The 19,133-nt window shown below is 45.1% G+C and carries 23 protein-coding genes; 8 read left to right on the forward strand and 15 right to left on the reverse strand.

Going from position 1 to position 19,133, the window contains the following annotated elements:
- Positions 1-605: glycosyltransferase (locus tag K2Q26_12945; protein ID MBY0316427.1), on the reverse strand; the 605-nt coding region annotated here is incomplete at its 3' end.
- A gap of 316 nt (positions 606-921) precedes the next feature.
- Between K2Q26_12945 and K2Q26_12950 the strand changes: the two genes are divergently transcribed.
- Together K2Q26_12950 and K2Q26_12955 are read left to right on the forward strand one after the other, a co-directional pair.
- Positions 922-1,590, forward strand: a complete 669-nt coding sequence (locus K2Q26_12950; GenBank protein ID MBY0316428.1) for a class I SAM-dependent methyltransferase — start codon at positions 922-924, stop codon at positions 1,588-1,590.
- Positions 1,591-2,082 carry a hypothetical protein gene (locus K2Q26_12955; protein ID MBY0316429.1) on the forward strand — a complete coding sequence of 164 codons (492 nt, stop codon included), beginning with the start codon at positions 1,591-1,593 and terminating at the stop codon, positions 2,080-2,082.
- On the opposite strand, the gene K2Q26_12960 is transcribed toward K2Q26_12955, so the two are convergent.
- From K2Q26_12960 to K2Q26_12975, 4 genes are read right to left on the reverse strand one after another with little or no spacing between them, the layout of a single operon-like run.
- Positions 2,059-3,015 carry a hypothetical protein gene (locus tag K2Q26_12960; protein MBY0316430.1) on the reverse strand — a complete coding sequence of 319 codons (957 nt, stop codon included), beginning with the start codon at positions 3,013-3,015 and terminating at the stop codon, positions 2,059-2,061. The genes K2Q26_12955 and K2Q26_12960 overlap by 24 nt on opposite strands.
- Positions 3,016-3,051: 36 nt before the next feature.
- Positions 3,052-3,975, reverse strand: coding sequence for a methylenetetrahydrofolate reductase (locus tag K2Q26_12965; GenBank protein MBY0316431.1), 924 nt, complete (start codon positions 3,973-3,975; stop codon positions 3,052-3,054).
- Entirely contained in the window at positions 3,972-5,003 is a 1,032-nt protein-coding gene (locus K2Q26_12970) for a glycosyltransferase family 4 protein (GenBank protein MBY0316432.1), read from the reverse strand. Before K2Q26_12970 ends, K2Q26_12965 begins: the two co-directional genes overlap by 4 nt.
- 3 nt (positions 5,004-5,006) lie before the next feature.
- A complete protein-coding gene (locus tag K2Q26_12975; GenBank protein MBY0316433.1) occupies positions 5,007-6,098 on the reverse strand; it encodes a DegT/DnrJ/EryC1/StrS family aminotransferase in 1,092 nt (363 codons plus the stop codon).
- A gap of 202 nt (positions 6,099-6,300) precedes the next feature.
- On the opposite strand from K2Q26_12975, the gene K2Q26_12980 reads away from it, so the two are divergent.
- From K2Q26_12980 to rfbF, 6 genes are all read left to right on the forward strand, one after another.
- Entirely contained in the window at positions 6,301-6,831 is a 531-nt protein-coding gene (locus K2Q26_12980) for a TIGR03546 family protein (protein ID MBY0316434.1), read from the forward strand.
- Entirely contained in the window at positions 6,831-8,756 is a 1,926-nt protein-coding gene (locus K2Q26_12985) for a TIGR03545 family protein (protein ID MBY0316435.1), read from the forward strand. Before K2Q26_12980 ends, K2Q26_12985 begins: the two co-directional genes overlap by 1 nt.
- 80 nt (positions 8,757-8,836) lie before the next feature.
- A complete protein-coding gene (gene rfbG, locus K2Q26_12990) occupies positions 8,837-9,928 on the forward strand; it encodes a CDP-glucose 4,6-dehydratase (protein MBY0316436.1) in 1,092 nt (363 codons plus the stop codon).
- Entirely contained in the window at positions 9,925-10,758 is an 834-nt protein-coding gene (locus tag K2Q26_12995; GenBank protein ID MBY0316437.1) for an NAD-dependent epimerase/dehydratase family protein, read from the forward strand. Before rfbG ends, K2Q26_12995 begins: the two co-directional genes overlap by 4 nt.
- A complete protein-coding gene (locus K2Q26_13000; GenBank protein ID MBY0316438.1) occupies positions 10,755-11,717 on the forward strand; it encodes a glycosyltransferase family 2 protein in 963 nt (320 codons plus the stop codon). The genes K2Q26_12995 and K2Q26_13000 overlap by 4 nt, the downstream gene beginning before the upstream one ends.
- Positions 11,718-11,733: 16 nt before the next feature.
- The gene (rfbF, locus tag K2Q26_13005) at positions 11,734-12,504 is read left to right on the forward strand and encodes a glucose-1-phosphate cytidylyltransferase (protein ID MBY0316439.1); all 771 of its coding nucleotides are present in this window, start codon (positions 11,734-11,736) and stop codon (positions 12,502-12,504) included.
- A gap of 110 nt (positions 12,505-12,614) precedes the next feature.
- On the opposite strand, the gene K2Q26_13010 is transcribed toward rfbF, so the two are convergent.
- The 10 genes from K2Q26_13010 to rpsK all read right to left on the reverse strand — a co-directional run bounded on the left by K2Q26_13010 (position 12,615) and on the right by rpsK (position 19,129).
- Complete coding sequence (locus K2Q26_13010; GenBank protein ID MBY0316440.1) at positions 12,615-12,905, reverse strand: helix-turn-helix domain-containing protein; 291 nt, start codon at positions 12,903-12,905, stop codon at positions 12,615-12,617.
- 189 nt (positions 12,906-13,094) lie between these two features.
- The gene (locus K2Q26_13015; GenBank protein MBY0316441.1) at positions 13,095-13,820 is read right to left on the reverse strand and encodes a hypothetical protein; all 726 of its coding nucleotides are present in this window, start codon (positions 13,818-13,820) and stop codon (positions 13,095-13,097) included.
- 81 nt (positions 13,821-13,901) lie between these two features.
- A complete protein-coding gene (locus K2Q26_13020) occupies positions 13,902-14,546 on the reverse strand; it encodes a hypothetical protein (protein MBY0316442.1) in 645 nt (214 codons plus the stop codon).
- Positions 14,547-14,556: 10 nt separating this feature from the next.
- The gene (locus K2Q26_13025; GenBank protein MBY0316443.1) at positions 14,557-15,216 is read right to left on the reverse strand and encodes a hypothetical protein; all 660 of its coding nucleotides are present in this window, start codon (positions 15,214-15,216) and stop codon (positions 14,557-14,559) included.
- Positions 15,217-15,454: 238 nt separating this feature from the next.
- Positions 15,455-15,751 carry a helix-turn-helix domain-containing protein gene (locus tag K2Q26_13030; GenBank protein ID MBY0316444.1) on the reverse strand — a complete coding sequence of 99 codons (297 nt, stop codon included), beginning with the start codon at positions 15,749-15,751 and terminating at the stop codon, positions 15,455-15,457.
- A 222-nt stretch (positions 15,752-15,973) separates the two neighbouring features.
- Positions 15,974-16,345 (reverse strand): hypothetical protein, encoded by a 372-nt coding sequence (locus K2Q26_13035; GenBank protein ID MBY0316445.1) that lies wholly within the window; start codon positions 16,343-16,345, stop codon positions 15,974-15,976.
- Between the two features lie 126 nt (positions 16,346-16,471).
- Positions 16,472-17,068, reverse strand: a complete 597-nt coding sequence (locus K2Q26_13040) for a TlpA family protein disulfide reductase (GenBank protein ID MBY0316446.1) — start codon at positions 17,066-17,068, stop codon at positions 16,472-16,474.
- 8 nt (positions 17,069-17,076) lie between these two features.
- Entirely contained in the window at positions 17,077-17,631 is a 555-nt protein-coding gene (rplQ, locus tag K2Q26_13045; protein MBY0316447.1) for a 50S ribosomal protein L17, read from the reverse strand.
- Between the two features lie 23 nt (positions 17,632-17,654).
- On the reverse strand, positions 17,655-18,686 hold the full coding sequence (locus K2Q26_13050; GenBank protein MBY0316448.1) for a DNA-directed RNA polymerase subunit alpha: 1,032 nt from the start codon (positions 18,684-18,686) through the stop codon (positions 17,655-17,657).
- A gap of 26 nt (positions 18,687-18,712) precedes the next feature.
- Positions 18,713-19,129 carry a 30S ribosomal protein S11 gene (gene rpsK / locus K2Q26_13055; GenBank protein ID MBY0316449.1) on the reverse strand — a complete coding sequence of 139 codons (417 nt, stop codon included), beginning with the start codon at positions 19,127-19,129 and terminating at the stop codon, positions 18,713-18,715.
- Positions 19,130-19,133 lie beyond the last annotated feature (4 nt).

Here is a 19,133-nt window from a genome sequence, read left to right on the forward strand (position 1 = left end):
TAACTTCCCAAAACCTCGGGCACGCCATAAATGTAAGGAGTCTGCTTTAAAAGCTGGAGCCATAGTAAAAAGTCCTCGGAACCCTTTTGCTTAAACTGAATATTTTGAAATTTAGACTTTCTCAACATAACAGTGAGACAACCGATAGGGTGAACATGCTTTAAAAGATCGGCGTAGGACAAACGCTCAGGAGCCCGAAAGGTACAATTTAATCGCTCCCCCTTATGGTTGATCAAATTGTAACCAGTAAATGAAAAGTCGATATTTTTCTCGAGCATAAAATTCAGCTGAGATTCCAATTTCCGATAGTGCCAGATATCGTCAGCGTCCAGAAAAGCGAGAAACTCTCCGCGAGAAGCCTCGATGGCCGCGTTTCGATTGGCAGCGACTCCGTTGACCGCGGGTGTGGGAAGGACGCGAATGCGCGGGTCACGGGAGGCAAACGTCTCCGCAATCCGATCGGTATCATCCTTGCTATTTCTATCGACGACGATGAGCAATTCCCAGTTCGCATAACTCTGAGCGAGCACAGACTCGAGAGTATGTTCAATGTGTTGAGACGCATTGAATGCAGGCGTGACTATAGTAACTAAGGGCTTCATCATTAACGCATGTTAGCACTTTATCGTTGGACCCTCTAGAATTTTTTTATCCTTACTTACGCCAGATTTAAGAGGGACTTGACTCGAGGCATCCAGTGAACGGTATAGTTAACATCTCTTAATGATAAAAACTTATACCCATTGTCCTATTTGCAACACTTCTCTCCAAACCCACATCAGCCTTTGGTGCAAAAGATGTCCGTCTTGTGACTTTTTTGTATCAGACCTGACTCCCGCCATAGACCTTCTTACAACTCTCGACGAGACCCAGAGAGAGGACGGTATAAGAAGTCTTCGTCAGAGTAATTTTAAAAAAATAATGGCGCAGTTGCTTATACTTAGACCCAAGAGCAGCTCGACCACATTGTTGGAGTGCGGAAGCGGTCATGGTTGGTTTTTGGAGGAGGCGAAAAAGGCAAATTTTATAGCCCTTGGAATTGAGCCCTCGATGTTGATCAACAAACGGCCCGCCGCTCACCTCAACGTCCGACAGGGTTATTTTCCAGAGGCGTTAAACCCCGAGGAAAAGTTTGATATCATCTGCTTTAACGATGTCTTCGAACACATTCCGGATATTCAGAATGTTGTTACAGCGTGTTCGCGACACCTCAACCCCAAGGGCCTTTTGATAATCAATCTGCCTAGCTCTCAAGGATTTTTTTATCGACTCGCCACTCTTCTCGCCCGGTTTCATTATAAAGGTTTTTTCGAGCGCCTCTGGCAAAAAGATTTTCCTTCTCCTCATCTCTATTATTTTTCCCCGACGAACCTTCGCCGCTTTCTACAAAGTCACGGATTTCGGAGCGTAAGGACTCAGTCACTCACATCTGTCCGAAGACAGGGACTTTGGGCACGCCTACGAACCGATAAGAATTCAAACATTTTGTCTTCGCTTGTCATCTTTCCGATTTTAATTTTTATCCTTCCGTTCATTTCAATGCTACCATCTGATATTCACTGTGAATTTTTCGAAAAGGAGAACTTGTAAATGCTGAGTTTGGAATTCTGGGAACTCGCCAGCTACGTCGTTACCGTTGTGGGTTTACCCTTCGCCATCATCGTATTTATGATTGATCAAAAAAAAGAGCGGAACAACGAGGACGAAGAACTTTACCAACGTTTATCGGACGAATACGCCGATTTTCTAAAACTTCTCTTGGAAAATGCGGATCTCAAACTGACCTCCCAAAATTCCGGCGAAAGCCAGTTGGGCGACGAGCAGGAGGAACGCAAAAGAATCATCTTTGATATTCTTATTTCCCTTTTTGAACGCGCCTTCATTCTTGTGTACGAAGAGAATATGAGCGGCCAAACTCGTCGTTTGTGGTCAAGCTGGGAAGATTACATTCGCTATTGGTGTAAACGGCGAGACTTCCGCGAAGCCCTCACTTATCTGCTTCAAGGTGAAGATCCCGATTTCGAGGTTTACGTCAAAAAAATTGCGGCTGAAGAAGCCTTAAAAGCCGCTAAAGAGTTGTAATGCCTGTTGCCAAACTTCAGAGGGCTTCGTCGGAGTCTGATCATTAGTAATAAACAAATACGGATGATTCTTGGTATCGTAAGGATGCCATTCCAAAGGAAGTTCGGGACCAAACAAAGTGACAGTGGGAATGCCACTGGCGATGGCGATGTGCTTTAAGCCCGTGTCGTTTCCGATGTAAATGCGGGACTGGGCAAATAAGGCGGGCAACTCCGAAAGAGATTTTCTGACGATACTAATCGGTGCACCCGTTGAATAAATCGCACTTTCTATTTTTGAGTCCTGTGCGGAATGGGACAACGGCGCCAGAATCTCCATATGAGGATATTCCTTGTGGATTAATCGAGCCAGTGCGGCAAACTCTTCAGTAGGGTACATCTTTTCTGGACGAGAGGCGACCATTCCAAAAATGATCTGCGGCAAGGGCTGCACCGGGCGCTTCAATGTCCAGTCGGGCTGATACTTCTTATAATCAGGAACAGATTTACCTCTTGGCTTTCCAAAAAAAGACCAAGCTCCATCGAGATCTCTTTGAATCACAGGTTTAAGTATCCCTTGATCTAGAACTAATCCATCGTTGGCATGTTCTTTATGGTGATTGTGTGGCAGGTACGGGATGCCTTTAAGTCGAGAGTATAATTTGAAAAACTTCTGCGTTCTGCCGCTCTGAAACATCTCGAAAACGCAATCCACTTCAAGACGATTGAGCATTCTAAATGCCTTCCACCAGTCCAAGGGTGTCTTAAGATCAAACGGAATAATCTGGTCAGCCGACGTCTCCACATTCTGAAATAAAGGAAATGTCCAACGAGGGACCGCATAAATGATTTCCGTATTTGGCAAAATCTGTCGAAGATAGTTCAATGTTGATAAAGAAATGACCGCATCACCTAAAGCTCTGTTTTTGACGACGAGAAGTTTTTTTGGAACCATATGTATTCTCTGAACTCCATCATGATACCGATCAAGTTATTTCAAAATGATCTGGACCGCTTTACTACAGTTATTTGTATCCGAGAGGACAAACATATGGACCCCAGGAGCACCCACTTTTTTAAATTTATCCACCAACATCAAAAAGGGCTCTAAAACTTGTTCTTGCGAGGCGACTTCGCCGTCGTCAGGTAACATCTTCATATACCACTCCGGCACGGAACAACCAAATCGGCTGCTCATCAATCGCCCCTGCTTTTTATTTTTTAAAATACGTAACCCTGGCAAGATGGGTTGATAGATACCGTTGACGGCCAATTCATTTAAAAACTTCTCATGAATTTCGTCATCGAACACCATCTGGGTGATCCCATATTCGGCGCCTCTGAGAAATTTCTGTTTTGCAAACTCGATACGCTCCACCGGGTTCGGATGCTCGGGGTATACGGCGCAACCAATACAAAAATCTGTCGGTTCACGCTCACCTACCGCAAATCCCTTGCGTTGAATAAACTGCCCTTGATTGAGATTTCGGATTTGATCGATCAGCTCGTAGGCGAAGGAGTATCCCCCGTCTCGTGGCAACCACTCATTGGTGCCTACGGGAGGGTCTCCACGCAAAGCTAAGATATTGCGAATTCCAAAGTAGTGGTGATCGATCAAATTGTTTTCGATCTCCTCGGGAAGAAGATCACGACAGGTAAAATGGGCAATACAAGGCCGACTAAAGTGGTCTTTAATCGATTGAGACATCGGAAGGGTCCCGCCGCGCAAACTGCCCCCAGCACCTTTGGTGACCGATAAAAAGTGGACACCCGACTCGATCACTTCCTTGAGTTGTTGAAGAGTTTGTTGCTGGTTTTGACCGTTCCGGGGAGGCACGATCTCGGCCGAGACAGTGAACGAGTTTTCCTTGAGAACTTCGATGATTTTTTTATCAATCGTGTAGCCAAAATTCATGTCTTAATCCCTGTAGACTTGCTGCCCGCGCCCACGGCCAAAGCAAAAATAAATAAGGGTATGTACGCGATGACTAAAAAGCGAAATCCATACTCCTGGTTATAGACGCACAATAACGACATCGGAAATAACCAAAGGACCGTGACTAAAACATAGAGAGACGTCACTCGCGCATGCCCCCAACCTCTCTCCAGTAACTTTTGAAAAGCGTGCATCTTGTGACCTAAATAGACTTTCTCTCCGCGGGCGGCACGACGAAGCAAGGTCCACGTTGCGTCCACCACAAAGCAGCCAAAAATAATAAGATGAACATACAAGGAGCTTGAGTAGTACATTTTAGATATCAGAGCTAAGGATCCAAAAACGTAACCCAAAAAATACGCTCCGGCATCGCCCATAAAGACTTTGGCGGGAGACCAGTTAAAAACTAAAAACCCGCCCAGGGCATAAGCGAGGACAATGTAAATCAGAGCTAGATTCATGTTTCCCTGGATCAATGAGATCACCGCAATCAATCCAGCACCGGCTATGCCAATGGACGTCGCCAGTCCATCGCAACCATCCATAAAGTTATAGAGGTTAATGAACCACATAATAAACAACACACAAAAAATGCCGGTGAGCCACGGCAAAGAGGGTAAAAACGAAATCTCTACCGTTCGAGTAAAACCACTCGAAAGCAGACTAAAAATAAAAATCGAAGCTAAAAAATGTACGAACAGTCGAATCCCGGCCGCCACCGAACTCACGTCGTCCCAGTACCCCAGGAGAACAACGCCGGTGCCTCCGAGCAACAGCGGAAACGCGTACTCTAAAGTGATGTGATGGCGCCATAATAAAAATCCTAGGATAACATTGAAGGCGATAAAAAAAGAGATCCCCGCTCCTCGGGGAACAGGGTCAACGTGAGAACTTCTCTCGTTGGGCACATCTAAAAGTTTTCGCTCGGTCGCGAAAACTCGGTATTGTCGGGTTAAAAACAAAGAAATCAAAAAAGCGCAAGAGCAAGAGAATGCGGTGATCAGCATACGTTAAGAAACCGCCGCTTTGACCGCATCAATCACTTGCTCAATATGAGCCTGAGGAATCGTGGGATAAAGCGGTAAGCTCACCACACGCTGAGAAAGATGCTCGGTGATCGGTAAAGGCTGGTAAATCTCTTTGTAGATGGGTTGTTCGTGGATTCCCATGGGATAGTGGACCGAAGTCGGAACCCCTTTATCACTGAGTGATTTAATAAACTGCTCTCGATTCTCAACCACGAGAGTGTATTGCCCGTAAACGGAATCACGATGGTTGTCTTTGAGACGAGGAATCTTCACCGCACTCAAAGATTCAAAGGCCGCGTTATACTGCGCCGCCACAGCCTGACGAGCTTCGATATCCTGCTGATAGGTTTTTAATCTTTCGGCAATAAACACGCACTGGATCGGATCCAGACGACCATTCACACCAATGTATTCATGATAATAGCGACGAGTTTGCCCGTGATTTCGAATAAAATCGAGTTTTTTCCCTAAATCGGGATCCGAAGTAAAAACAGCTCCCCCGTCACCGGCACATCCTAAGGGCTTCGCCGGGAAAAAGCTCGTGCATCCGATATGGGAGAGGTTGCAACTGCGCTTACCTTTGTAGGTGGCTCCAAAACTTTGGGCCGCATCTTCAATCACATAGAGCTTGTGCTTGCGCGCGATTTCGTTGATCTCGTCCATGTCTGGAGGTTGACCAAAGATTCCCACGGGAATGATCGCCTTTGTCTTAGAGGTCACCTTGCTTTCGATCCATCGCGGGTCGATGTTATAGGACACAGGATCCACATCAACAAAGACAGGTTTTGCTCCGAGAGAGGAGATCACTTCTGCCGTGGCGAAAAAAGAAAATGACGTCGTGATGACTTCATCACCCGGTTTTAAGTCAATGGACATGAGTGCGATACTTAATGCGATCGTGCCGTTCGAAACGGTGTAGGCGAATTTCGATCCGACAAATTCAGCCAAACTTTTTTCGCAAGCCACGGGCTCGGGCCCCATCACGTACTGGCCACTGGCGAGAATTTTAAGAATTCGCGGCTCCACCTGAGCTTGGATTTTTTTATACTGAGCTGTTAAATCGAGATAAGGAATAGCCATGATTGCACCTCGTCAAAACTGAATCGGATATGTATTACTCATAACTCTGCACGGCTTTTTGGACAAGTAAACACTGTGGTTCAGGACTCAAACTTAGGACTTTAACTCATAAAGTCACCATTGGTGTGGCCTCCGTCTCAACCTTGCCAGTCTCCCCACTTGAGATATACTTCTAAACAAAATTGCGAGGTTCTTTATGACAATGTTACTTAAGCAGCTGTTTGACTTAATTAAGCTTCTGCACTCAGAGAATGGGTCTCAGCAGGTGGCTTGGGGTGTCTCCATGGGATTTATCCTAGGAATGACGCCCGCGTTCTCCCTACAAACGCTTTTAGTCTTCATCCTTCTGTTTGTTTTCCGAATTCAAATCGGGGCGGCATTTTTGAGTGCCTTCTTTTTTAAGTTCATCGCGTTTTTTCTCGATCCTTTGTTCAACCGCGTGGGTTCAGCCGTTCTCGAAACCGAAAGTCTTAAACCCCTCTTCACAGAACTTTACAATATGCCCATCGTTCCCCTGACTCGTTTTTATAATTCGATCGTGATGGGATCTGGAGTGGTCTCCGTCTGCTTGATTCCCGTCGTTTACTTCCTTGCGCTGATTGGAATCAAAAAATACCGCGACACGGCCGGTGCCGCACTCGCCCGTACTCGCATTTGGAAATATTTCAAAGCGACAGCTGTTTATAAATGGTACGCCACCTACGATAATCTTTACGGGGTAGAGTAATGACGACAAACAAATCCGACAAAAAAGCACCCAAAACGAAAAAAACAAAAAAGAAAAAAGGCGGACCGATCAGGTACGAGGCCATCGTCCCGACACTCATCGTATTTGCTCTTTTTTTTACCTACTTCCGATTCTTCTTTGATGGACATCTTCGCCGAGGGATTGAGTTTGGCGCGACTTACGCCAATGGGGCTGAAGTGAATATCCGCAGTCTTAAAACGAGCTTCTTTGATGCCTCTTTAGAGATTCGTGATATCGAAGTCACAGACAAAGCGGCCCCCACCCAGAACGTCGTGCAAATTGGCTCGGTCGACTTTAAGGCTCTCTGGGATGGGCTTTTACGAGGTAAAGTTGTTGTTCCCCTGGCTGCCGTTAAAAATATCATGATTAATACTCCGAGAAAACGCCCCGGTCGCGTTTTACCGATAAAGAAAAGTTCCGAGAGCCAGATGCAATCCCTTCAGTCTCAAGCTTTAGCGGAAACGCAAAAAGTTCTCGACGGTAATATCCTCGGCGATGTGGCCGATGTGCTTCAAGGGACCGACTACAAAGCTAAACTTAAGGAAATGGAAGGACAGCTTAAATCGTCGGAATATATAAAAAAGCTTCAGGCCGAACTTAAAGTGAAAGAGCAAGCTTGGAAAGAGCGCCTCGAAAAACTTCCTAAAAAAGAAGAATTTAAGGCCATCGAAGAGCGCGCGAAAGCCATCAAGGTCGACGGCAAAGATCCTGCCTCCATCCTGAGAGCGGCTAAAGAAGTGGATGCACTTTACAAGGATGTCGATGCCAAAGTAAAAATGGTCAAAGAGTCCAAAGACTCTCTCAATTCGGATTTAAAACAGTATAAAAATCTTTACGGAGATCTCAAAGCTCAAGTGGATCAGGACTTAAACGATCTCGGTGGTAAATTGGGTTTACCATCACTTGATCCTAAAGATCTCGCGATGCGCGTTTTTGGACGGCAGTTTGCCTCTCAGATTCAACGCGTGGAAAAATACATGCGCGTCGCCCGCGAGTACATGCCACCGCCCAAATCGGAACGAACCAAAGACGATATTACTCCTCGTGAGCGCGAAGTCGGTAAGAACTATAAATTTCCTAAAACCAAGGGCTACCCCCTTCTCTGGATTCAAAAGACGGAAGTGTCTTCGAAATCTTCGGAAAGTGGTTTCTCTGGGGATATTTCGGGAGTCCTTCTCAATATCACAACCGAGCCTCGCCAAATTGGTTTGCCTATGGAAGCCAAACTCTCAGGCCAGTTTCCTAACAGCAACATCTACGATGTGGTCCTTCACGCTATTGTCGACTACACAACGGATAACCCTAAGGAAACAGGTTTGATTAAAGTGGGCGCCTTTCCGCTAAAGGACGTCGTGCTCTCTGACTCGAGTGATGTTAAGTTTGGTTTCTCCGAAGCCAAAGGTTCCTCTGATCTCAAGGTGGAATTACAAAACGAAAACCTGCAGATCGATTTCAATGCGGGCTTTGATAAGATTGCTTATCTCGTGGATGCTAAATCTAAAAAAGTTCAAGAGATTCTGACGAATGTTTCCAACAGCCTTGGAGCTCTCACCGTTCAAGGTCGAGCGGGCGGCACCTGGAAAAACTTGGATCTCAGCCTTCGCTCTAACTTGGGAGAACGCCTTCAAGATGCGCTTAAAAACGAATTGAACGCTCAAGTCGCTCAGTTAAAACAAAAATTGCGTGCTGAGATCGAAGGCAAAGTCGCTCAAGAAAAAGAAAAACTTTTGGGCGATGTAAAGCAGTTCGAAGACAAATATGGAGTGTCTCTTAAATCTCAAGAGGACGCGATGAACTCTCTTAAAGCGAAACTCGACGAGGAGAAAAAGAAAGCCACCAGTAAGCAAACAGATAAGCTGAAAGACGCCGGAAAAGATCTCCTGAAAAAATTTAAATTCAAATAATCTGAAAGCCAGGCCACCGCCTGGCTCTTTGGCATCTGACGCGCCACATTTCGATATGACGATCGAAACAGACAACTCCTATGATTGTGACGGAAATGGCGTACGATTTCGAAAAACAACTCAGCGGAAGAAAAATCTTTGTCACCGGCCATTCGGGATTTACCGGAGGCTGGGCAAGTCTGTGGCTTAAAACCATCGGTGCTGAAGTTTACGGATATTCGCTAGAACCGGAAACGAGTCCTTCATTTTTCCACGATCTCGGATTACAAGATCAGGTCCATTCCAGGTTTGGTGACATTTGCAATCCAGATCAACTCGCCGGAGCTCTTCAAGAATTTCAGCCAGAACTTATTCTTCACCTGGCTGCGCAACCATTAGTCCTAAAATCGTATCGTGATCCCCTTCACACGTTTTTAGTGAATTCTCTCGGCACTGGGCAGGTTCTCGATCAGGCTCGAAAAGTGAAAAGCATCAAAGGTGTCTTATGCGTCACTACAGACAAAGTTTATAAAGACAACAGGGGACTCCAACCCTATCGAGAAAGCGATCCTCTTGGAGGTCACGATCCCTACAGCGCCTCTAAAGCTGCTGCCGAATTAATCATTCAAAGCTATGCTGCATCTTTTTCTTATCTCAAGGGAGAAGGCCCCGCCATTGCAACAGCTCGCGCTGGAAATATTCTAGGGGGTGGAGATTGGTCGGATGATCGATTAATTCCTGACTTCGTCAGGGCTGTCGTCTCTGAAACTCCACTCACTTTGCGCTATCCCGACGCCGTCCGACCCTGGCAAAGTGTACTTGCCGTGGTCCAAGGCTATTTAACGATTCTTGCCGGACTGATCTCACCCCGACCTGGTGATTTCGCAAAAGCTTGGAATCTGGGCCCTAGTGATCAGAATCCACTGACAGTTCGTCAAGTGATCGAATCTCTCAGCGAGGAGTGGATCCGACCAGAACTTAAATATTTGAATCATCCGTTGCCCGAGGCAATGTCCCTCACTCTCGAAAGTTCCATGGCCCAAAGCCAACTTAACTGGCGCCCTACCTGGAATATCGACCGTATTTTGCGAGAAACCGCATGGTGGTATCGAGAATATTATAGAAAAGAACAATCTCCACTATCAATCACCTTAGCTCAAATTGAATCCTGGCGCCGTGAGGGATTAAAATGATCGCTTACGTCATCGGAGCCCAGGGACGCCTTGGACGCGCCATCATCGCTGAAGGGTTTGGTGAAAACTTCGTCTCGCTCGAAAGGAGCGTGTACGAAGACTGGGCCGAGGATGGGGCCGAAAATAAAATCTTAAACTATTTCAAAAAAAAGAAAGCCGAAAATTCTGTGATTTTTGTCACCTCCGGAGTATTGGATCCCCGCCTCCCCGAAGAAGAGCACTTTCGCGTGAATTATTTTTTGCCGAAAAATATAATCCATGGAGCATCTCGATTAGGATTTAAAGTTGTCACCTTTGGAACTGTGATGGAGGACTTCATTCGATCCCGACCCAACTCTTACTTAAAAAGTAAGATCAGGTTAAGAGAGGATGTTGAAAGATTTGCCGCAAAACAATTCCCGGTGTTACATCTTCAGCTCCATACTCTATATGGACTTGAATCAGCTCATCCTTTTATGTTTTTAGGGCAAATGGTCCAATCGATAAAGTCCGGTGTACCCCTAGAGATGACTTCTGGGCAGCAACTTCGCGAATATCATCATTATGCAGATGATGCCAAAGCGATTCGCGCACTCGCCGAAACTTCAATCACAGGCGCACTTCCTCTGAGTCATGGAGAGTCTTTATCTTTAAAAACGATCGCCCAAAATATCTTTCAATTTTTCGAAAAGTCTTCCCTTTTGCATTTAGGAGCGTTACCGGATCCTAAAGAAGAAAATTACCATAAGAAATTTATCCCGAACGAAATTATCGCCCCTATTCGTTTCCGAAAAACCCTGCCCGCATTGACTAAATACATTAAAGATTGCTGTATCAAAGAGGGGTTATGAACGAAAAAAAACCGCTAATAACAATTTCTATACCCATCCTTAACGAAGAAGCAAATCTGAATGCTTTGTACGATCGCCTCGTCAAATTAGGGGAAACCATGCGCGATAGATGCGAGTTGGAATTCCTTTTCTCGGACAATCACTCCGGTGATAACTCATGGCAGATTCTTTCGACACTGTCTCAGCGAGATCCACGAGTTCGTGCCATTCGGTTTTCTAAAAACTTTGGGTTCCAGAGATCGATTCTCGCCAACTATCTGCACGCACGGGGAGATGCTGTTTTACAGATTGATGCGGATCTCCAGGACCCTCCGGAGCTTTTGGAAGATTTTTTTTCCAGTTGGCAGCAGGGATATCAAGTTGTTTATGGTATCCGAAGAAAAAGACCGGAGAACTTCATTTTCCGTTTCCTTCGGCGCTTAGGATGCTGGTTGATTGATAAACTGAGCGATCACCCGATTCCGCCGGATGTGGGGGATTTTCGCCTCGTGGACCGAAAGGTCATTCAAGCGCTTTCCCAGATGAAGACGCCCCACCCTTACTTAAGAGGGATGATCGCAAATTTGGGATTTAACCAAACGGGAATTCCCTACGACCGCTCTGAGCGGAACGCAGGTCAAAGTAAATTTAACGGCTCCCAATTGGTGCGCTTGGGACTCACAGCGATTTTTAATCACTCCACAGTTCCTCTGAGAGCCGCCTCTCTTCTTGGAGTTTTGATTCTTGGATTGAGCGGCCTGGGAGCCATTTATACAACTCTCTTCAAAAATTTCTCCCCAGACACTCCCCACAGTTTCACAAGCCTCCATTTCCTCGTGCTATTTGGGATTGGACTTAACGCCCTGTTAATGGGAATCATTGGCGAATACCTGCTGCGAATCTACCTACTCCTTCGTGGGGAACCCATCGCCATCGTGCAGGAAAGTTTAAATATGAACTCAAAGGACATCAAACTTTGATAGGGAGTTCAACGTTATGAAACTAGTTATACTTGCTGGAGGACACGGCACTCGGATCTCCGAAGAGTCCGACGCCAAACCCAAGCCCATGGTGGAAGTGGGTGGCAGACCACTATTATGGCACATCATGAAATGGTATTCTTCCCATGGAATTAATGATTTTGTGATTTGCTTGGGCGACAAAGGTTACATTATTAAGGAATTCTTTTTTAATTATTATCGTCACATGTCTGATCTGCGGATCGACCTCAAAACCGGTGATCACCAGATCCTGAACAACCAGGCGGAAGACTGGCGGGTCACTCTCGTCGACACAGGCAAACAGACGATGACCGGAGGACGCCTTAAGCGCGTCGCCCCCTACCTAGGAAACGACACATTCTGCATGACTTATGGCGATGGGCTCTCTGATATTAATATCACCGCAGAAATTGCGTTTCATCGGAAGCATGGGAAGTTGGCCACCGTGGCCGCCGTACAACCCTCCGGACGATTTGGAGTTTTAACTATTAACGACAAGAACCAAGTCACGCGCTTCGAAGAAAAACCCAACCACGACATCGGCTGGATCAACGGAGGATTCTTCGTCCTAGAGCCCAAGGTGATTGACTACGTGAACGGAGACGAGACCTCCTGGGAAGGAGACCCTCTCGCGAGATTAGCCTCCGAGGGACAATTGGGCGCCTTCCACCACACAGGCTTTTGGCAACCCTGCGATACTCTCAGAGACAAACGCGTCCTGGAGACCATCTGGGCCAAAGGCAACGCCCCCTGGAAAATCAACTAACAAAAACCTCGTTGCTTGAGAAGACGTATTATTTAAAATCCCCTGCTCCAAAATAAAAAAGCCAGGTTAAAGCCTGGCTTTTAAGATTTGATCGTCTAATCTACAACTTATTACTTCGCCTTACGAGCGCGAGAAACACCCTGGATCTCTCTTTTTAAATACTCCTCTTGGAGTTCCAATACAAAATTTGTGAACTCAGACGCGTTGAGGTTATAAAGACGGACGAGGACTCTCAATGCCTTCATTGGTGGCGCACAAAGACCGCGTTCAAAATTCGAAACAAATTGAGGTGTTGAATACTTTAATTTATCAGCCACTTGCTTTTGCGATAAACCTGCATCTACCCGCTTAACTCTAAGATATTCGCCCAGCTTTTTGCTGATGCCTTCTGATGAAAACATGATGATCCTCCGAATGAAGCTTTGACCATATTAAAAATTGTGGAAAGTAGCAAGGAACATATGAAATCTATTTAGTTTTTCTAATGGAGGTGAATAGCCTAAAACCTTTATCCACCCAAACCGCCAACAATGTGGAGTGATTCGATCCGACTGAATGGCGTGCCAACCGTCTGCAATGATAAAGTTGGTCTACTGGACCAGAGATAAAGTTGGAAAACTTCCGAGCACCGGTTCTTGACGACCGACGATATCTACCGCAGAAACGACAGCATATGCCGCTATTCTGCCACTCGAATCGGTGAGTGGTGCAATCAATTTATGAACACAATTCAGCTTAAAGAGCTCAAGTGACCCTTTTTCCAACAGATAATTATTAATGTTGGCTTGAAATACCGCTGCCTTTTCTTGGCTGAGGGCAGCACCTATCTTCTCTATGCACTCTTCGAAAGCCTGTGGATCTCGAATATAGCGGGCAGGCCAGGGAACGCAAAAAATTTGCTCAATCGTGTGGGAAATAACCTCCATTGAATTTAAATTTCTCCAAATTTGAATATGATTGAGATCATAAATTTCGATGCAATCCCCTTGCGTTAAATAGCTCAGAAAATCAGAGGGGGGCTTGAGTTTTAAAAGTTTAAATGCGGACCATAAGGCGACTGAGTCATTTGAAATAATTTCACCGCTGCTCAGAACCTGCTCCAACGATGTATTATAAAAATTGAGAAGTTCCAGTGCGTTCTTCTTCAAATTTTCTTCGAGAGAGGAAAAGTGCGGAAGCGTAGAATCGCTATACGGTCGCCGGTAAACACCGGCTGTTCTTAAAATTGAACTTAACTTTTCTGCAGATAATTTAAAATGACTCTCAAAGGTGATACTGTCTGTGTTGCCTGATGCCCGAATTACTTCATTTATCATATCGATAGCCCCTGTAGACGTACTTTCAGAGGCTATCTAATTACAAGATTCTGTCAATTTAAAAATGAGGGCTTGTCAAACCTACGCAACATCTCTTCTTTGACCAGCGTCGGATTTAATCCTTTCGAGGACTCTCCCATACTGCCGACAATAACTTACCGTACTCATCGCCACCAAATTTAAATCATTGGAATCTAATAGTTTTATCGAAGAAAAAGCCTTATCCAGATGGTCGGGATCTTCCGCCGAATGCACTTTAAGAAAGTTTGCAGACTTGGGCCCATGAGTCGCTTTGACTTCGTTATAAATCCACTCTCCAAAGTTGACAGCCACGCCCTCTAACGCCAACACCCAGCCAAATAAGCCGATGGGCGATGCCGCTGGTGAAATCCAATAATATAACGATCGGTGAAACATGTACATTTCGTCGGTGATCTCAATTTGATTCATGTTTTTCCCCAATCCTCGCACATCTAATTCTAGCAATTTTTCGTGACCTAATTCTTCAGCCGAATGCTTAATGAATCGATTGGAAAAAGACGTAAGGTGGCGAGGCATGGTTCCCCCCGCAAGAGCCAGAACTCGCGTCGAGTTTGCCACATACTCATTACTATTAGCTAACCAGCCAGCGTAGGCATCCTTATCCTGCCATGGGAAGGATTTAATAATATCTCCCAACATGCTCTGTTCTGTATCGAAAATTTTTCTTAGCTTTGCAAATTCCATTTTACGCTCCCTAAGCCGCCGTTTTGTTAGCGGATAATTTTTGAGTTAAATTTCTATTGTCCCATAATCTTTTTATTAATGAAGCCATCTGAGGATCCGGAAAAACCTTTACCGAATTTTTCGTATTCACAACAACCGCACAAGGAATCCCGCAGATTTCGATTTGTCCGTGTTGAGAAAAGCCGTACTTTGAGCAGATATCATCGACGTGAATATCCATTCGCGGAGTCCCAAAGGAATAACGGACATCTGATTCTTTAAATGCCTCTTGAGTCAGGCCTATAAGGACCTTCCCAAAGCCTGGCATTCGTTTACGCCATCTTGGCGTAGCGCAAATATACTCGGTCGTCATAAATGAATCGTTAGAATTCAGAATATCAAGAGATCGAAAATTGCTGACATACTTGCAATAGCTATAAACAGGATATTGAAGATCATAAAAATTATAAATGGCTATTGCCGCGACATCTAAACCCTCGTGAAGTACTAGAACATTTTGAGCGTTGAAAAACGAATCGCTATAAAAACCATTTGGGAAAATGAGATCTTGCCAAGTACTCTGCCAAAGTACAAAGGCTCGATCATAAAGATCAGTCGCCGTCGTATTAAATTCTCTACGGCCACTCAGCACCGTACATTCTAAAAAATTTTCCGCTTTAATTTCTTGCACTTTAAGCCCCAGCACAAAGTGTATCGATAAACTAAAGATGTATTCATCAAAATATTAATTAGAAATTGTTTATATCGTCTTAAGTCAAGTTTACAGGTGCTTAATGGGTTCAAATTTAAGGATCGCACGCGACTTTGGTTTGCTACGAAAGATGAATAAGACTACCAATTATTAAGCGTCCTTAACGGAAGTTGATTTATAAAATGTGATTTCGCCGAATCTGCAACGATTATAACTTTTACTTGGACTTGGTTTTCTTACGGTAACGGGACTTATCAAACAGGAGGGTTTTTAGATAGGACAAGTGGTCTTCCTGGATAATATCGATGACCTCGTTGGGGTTCAACTTGAGTAGATAGATGATTTTGTCTAGCTTTTCTAGGGGCACCGGGCACATGCCGCGCTCCATGTTGGAAATGTACTGACCGTTTCGATAGCCTAACTTCAATCCCAATTCTTTTTGGGACATCAATATTTTCTCACGTTTGAGTTTAATAAAAAGGTTCAGCTGATTGGGCTTTGATCCACTACGCATGATTACTTCCTCTCAACTCCAATAGATATAACGAGATCGTGCAAGGTTTGCGAGGAGCTCAACTCAAAATTCAATTTATCTAACTTGGATGTTGGTTACAGGGCGCAACCTTCTCTAATCTTTAGAGAAAATTCAATGGATAACAGGTGGCGAAATCCCAACGGGCGGAAACCGCCCGCTAAAGAGTCTTTTTAAACGTCTCGACCTTATCACAATCAGATTCTAGTCTTGATCGTCTTGACCCGCATCGACATTCACGATCTCACACTGAACTTTTCCGTTCAATACAGTTTCTTTAACTGTAACGAAAACGATGTAGCTGAGATCGTTAAAGTAAATGATGGCTTCATCAGTTCCATCCGTGACGAGTTCCTGCAGATCGAACCCCCCATAGACTTCGGCGGAATCCACAACTCCATTAATGTCACCGTTTTTATCGACGGTGTAATGGAGATCCGCGGCCGGCTGTTCTTTTTCCAAGTAATCTATCACCGCACGCGTACCGGCTTCGATGCACGGCTTGCTGAGGTTGTCCAAGGCTAAAGCCTGCACGGATAGAATCCAAAATGATACAAAAAGTAGAGTTATTCTCATGTCGTCTCCTTCGGGCGAGTGCCCATTTTGAGATAACCTACCCTGCCGAATTGGCCTTGAGGATGAAAACGAGGACCGGATGAAAAAAGGATTTTTGAACCGACCGTAGGGCGGCAAAAAATACAACTACAGAGGCTGACCTTCAACCAATTGCCCAAAATACATCATGGCATCTTCCGCGGCCCAATTGCGAGTGCCCACAATCTTCTTTAAAAGCTTCCCGTTGCGATCAAATATGAAAGACTCTGGTAGCTTGCCTACCTTGAATAAACGCATCAGCTCCTGCTTCTCGTCCCAATACAGGCGAATGTTTGGAGAAGAGTCGAGATCGAAAGCTTTTGCGAAAACGGCAATATCCTCCGTGGAGGAATCCGAAGAGATGGCGATAAACTCGATGTGGTCCTTATAAGCGTTGACCAGTTTCACCATCGAAGGAAATTCTTCAGCGCAGGGTTCGCACCATGTGGCCCAGAAATTAATGATATAGATTTTATTTTTAGGAAGCTCATGAAAGTTGCTCTCGTTGCCCTTCACGTCGACCAATTTAAAGCCGGGGAGCTCAAAAAAGCTGTGATTTTCGAGAAACTCCATCAATTGAAAAGACTCAGGACTCACATCGGTTGTCAATTTGGACGACAATAGCGTCCATCCCGTCATCAAAAATAAAAAAGCCGCCACTGTCACCAGTGCGGCTTTTATTTTTTTCTTCCCCGGTAATACCATCGGAGAAATTACTTCGCGTTAGCGCGTTGAACTCTGCGAGCTTCGCCAGCCATCTTCGTCACTTTACGAACACGAGCTAGAGTCGCTACTGCATTTTTCTTCGTGCGATACTTTTGAGCTTCTGCAGGAGTCATCTCTACGACTTTTTTCTTACGCTTTTCATCTTTCGTTACGACTTTGATCTTACGATCAGCGTAAGTCTTAGCGTCGAAGTCCACGAACTCAATGAATGCCTGAGGAGCGCAATCACCCATACGATTGTTCAACTTAAGAACACGAGTGTAACCACCTGGGCGGTCTTTAAAGCGCACAGAAAGATCTGTAACGATCGTTTCTACCGCGTCTTGGTTCGGATAACGTGCTAACAACAAACGACGTGCGTGAAGAGTTCCTGCCTTACCGACAGTGATAGCTCTTTCTACGTGACGACGAAGTTCTTTGGCCTTAGCAAGAGTCGTCTTAATTCGACCATCTCTTACGAGGTTAACAACCAAGCCTTTAATTAAGGCTTGTCTTTGCTGGGTCCGACGACCGAAATATGCCGTTTTTCTTCTGTGTCTCATAACTCAATTCCTTCAACTAAAAATTACTGTTCGTTGCGAGGGGCACCTGCGTTGGGATTCCAACCTGCAGGAGGCCAACCATCAATCTTCATTCCAAGACCAAGACCCATATCCACAAGGATTTCTTTAATCTCGTTCAATGATTTTCGACCGAAGTTTTTTGTTTTTAACATTTCAGCTTCTGAACGTACGACCAACTCACCGATGTAGCGAATGTTTGCATTCTTTAAGCAGTTCGCACTGCGAACAGAAAGCTCAAGATCATCTACAGAGCGGAAAAGGTTGTCGTTAAGAACTGGATTGCGTTTTTCTTCTTTTTCTGTCGTAGGTTCAACCGCTTCGTCGAAAGTCACAAAAACTTGGAGTTGCTCTTTCATGATTTTCGCAGCTAATGCCACTGACTCTTCTGGCTTAATAGAACCATCCGTCCAAACTTCGAGAGTTAAAGAATCGTAATCTGTCTTTTGACCCACGCGAGCGTTAGAAACATTGTAGTTCACGCGACGGATTGGAGAGAAAATCGCATCGAGAGTGATTGCTCCCACAGCTGTCGATTTTTCTTCGATCTCTTCAGCAGGAACATAACCGCGTCCGTAAGCGACGGTTAATTCCGCTTCGAACTTCGCATTCCCACCAAGAGTCGCAATGTGCTGCTCAGGGTTTAGGACTTCGATTTTGTCATTCAATTGGATGTCTGCTGCCGTGACTTTGCCCGAACCGTTTTTAGTGATTTTGATCACTTGAGGCTCAGTCGCGTACTGACGGAAGCGAACTTGTTTAAGATTCAAGATAATGTCGGTTACGTCTTCCATAACATCGGGCATAGTCGAGAACTCATGCAAAACATTATTGAAACGCACAGTAGTGATGGCAGAACCCATCATAGAGCTCAATAGAACTCGGCGCATAGAGTTTCCGATAGTAATTCCATAACCGCGCTCAAGCGGTCGAACCGTGAACTTACCATAGGTGGGAGTTAATGAATCTGTATCTACCTCAATCCCTTTAGGTGCGATCAGATCTCTCCAAAATTTATAATAATGCTCTTGTTGCATTGTCTCTCCTGTGAAAAGAAAAAAAATTAAACGCGTCTTCTTTTGGGCGGGCGGCAACCATTATGAGGGACAGGTGTAATGTCTCTCATAGAAGTCACGCGCAAACCCGCATTGGCCAATGCACGAATCGCGGGCTCGCGACCAGCACCAGGACCATTCAACAAGACGTCTACGGACTTCACGCCTTGCTCAATAGCTTTCTTCGCAGCATCTTCTGCAGCTAACTGCGAAGCAAAGGGAGTTCCCTTACGGCTGCCTTTAAAACCTAACATGCCTGAGCTTGACCAGCTAACAGTGTTTCCAGAGGGATCAGTGATCGTGATGATCGTGTTACCGAACCCAGCTTGTACGAAACATTTTCCAACTGGAACGTTCTTTTTCGTCTTCTTCTTAACAGGTTTATTTTTTTGATCTGCTTTATTTGTATTTGTTTCTGTAGCCATCTCA

Source organism: Bdellovibrionales bacterium, assembly GCA_019750295.1.
GTDB lineage: Bacteria > Bdellovibrionota > Bdellovibrionia > Bdellovibrionales > JAGQZY01 > JAIEOS01.

Bases quoted from the DNA above. Each gene is read 5' to 3' on its own strand.
- K2Q26_12980 (MBY0316434.1), top strand. From the start codon at position 6,301: ATGACAATGTTACTTAAGCAGCTGTTTGACTTAATTAAGCTTCTGCAC.
- rplQ (MBY0316447.1), bottom strand. From the start codon at position 17,631: ATGAGACACAGAAGAAAAACGGCATATTTCGGTCGTCGGACCCAGCAA.
- K2Q26_13000 (MBY0316438.1), top strand. From the start codon at position 10,755: ATGAACGAAAAAAAACCGCTAATAACAATTTCTATACCCATCCTTAAC.
- K2Q26_12955 (MBY0316429.1), top strand. From the start codon at position 1,591: ATGCTGAGTTTGGAATTCTGGGAACTCGCCAGCTACGTCGTTACCGTT.
- K2Q26_13015 (MBY0316441.1), bottom strand. From the start codon at position 13,820: ATGATAAATGAAGTAATTCGGGCATCAGGCAACACAGACAGTATCACC.
- rfbG (MBY0316436.1), top strand. From the start codon at position 8,837: ATGATTGTGACGGAAATGGCGTACGATTTCGAAAAACAACTCAGCGGA.
- K2Q26_13030 (MBY0316444.1), bottom strand. From the start codon at position 15,751: ATGCGTAGTGGATCAAAGCCCAATCAGCTGAACCTTTTTATTAAACTC.
- K2Q26_12985 (MBY0316435.1), top strand. From the start codon at position 6,831: ATGACGACAAACAAATCCGACAAAAAAGCACCCAAAACGAAAAAAACA.
- K2Q26_12960 (MBY0316430.1), bottom strand. From the start codon at position 3,015: ATGGTTCCAAAAAAACTTCTCGTCGTCAAAAACAGAGCTTTAGGTGAT.
- rpsK (MBY0316449.1), bottom strand. From the start codon at position 19,129: ATGGCTACAGAAACAAATACAAATAAAGCAGATCAAAAAAATAAACCT.
- K2Q26_13040 (MBY0316446.1), bottom strand. From the start codon at position 17,068: ATGGTATTACCGGGGAAGAAAAAAATAAAAGCCGCACTGGTGACAGTG.
- K2Q26_12995 (MBY0316437.1), top strand. From the start codon at position 9,925: ATGATCGCTTACGTCATCGGAGCCCAGGGACGCCTTGGACGCGCCATC.
- K2Q26_13020 (MBY0316442.1), bottom strand. From the start codon at position 14,546: ATGGAATTTGCAAAGCTAAGAAAAATTTTCGATACAGAACAGAGCATG.
- K2Q26_12970 (MBY0316432.1), bottom strand. From the start codon at position 5,003: ATGCTGATCACCGCATTCTCTTGCTCTTGCGCTTTTTTGATTTCTTTG.
- K2Q26_12965 (MBY0316431.1), bottom strand. From the start codon at position 3,975: ATGAATTTTGGCTACACGATTGATAAAAAAATCATCGAAGTTCTCAAG.
- K2Q26_13035 (MBY0316445.1), bottom strand. From the start codon at position 16,345: ATGAGAATAACTCTACTTTTTGTATCATTTTGGATTCTATCCGTGCAG.
- rfbF (MBY0316439.1), top strand. From the start codon at position 11,734: ATGAAACTAGTTATACTTGCTGGAGGACACGGCACTCGGATCTCCGAA.
- K2Q26_13010 (MBY0316440.1), bottom strand. From the start codon at position 12,905: ATGTTTTCATCAGAAGGCATCAGCAAAAAGCTGGGCGAATATCTTAGA.
- K2Q26_12950 (MBY0316428.1), top strand. From the start codon at position 922: ATGGCGCAGTTGCTTATACTTAGACCCAAGAGCAGCTCGACCACATTG.
- K2Q26_13050 (MBY0316448.1), bottom strand. From the start codon at position 18,686: ATGCAACAAGAGCATTATTATAAATTTTGGAGAGATCTGATCGCACCT.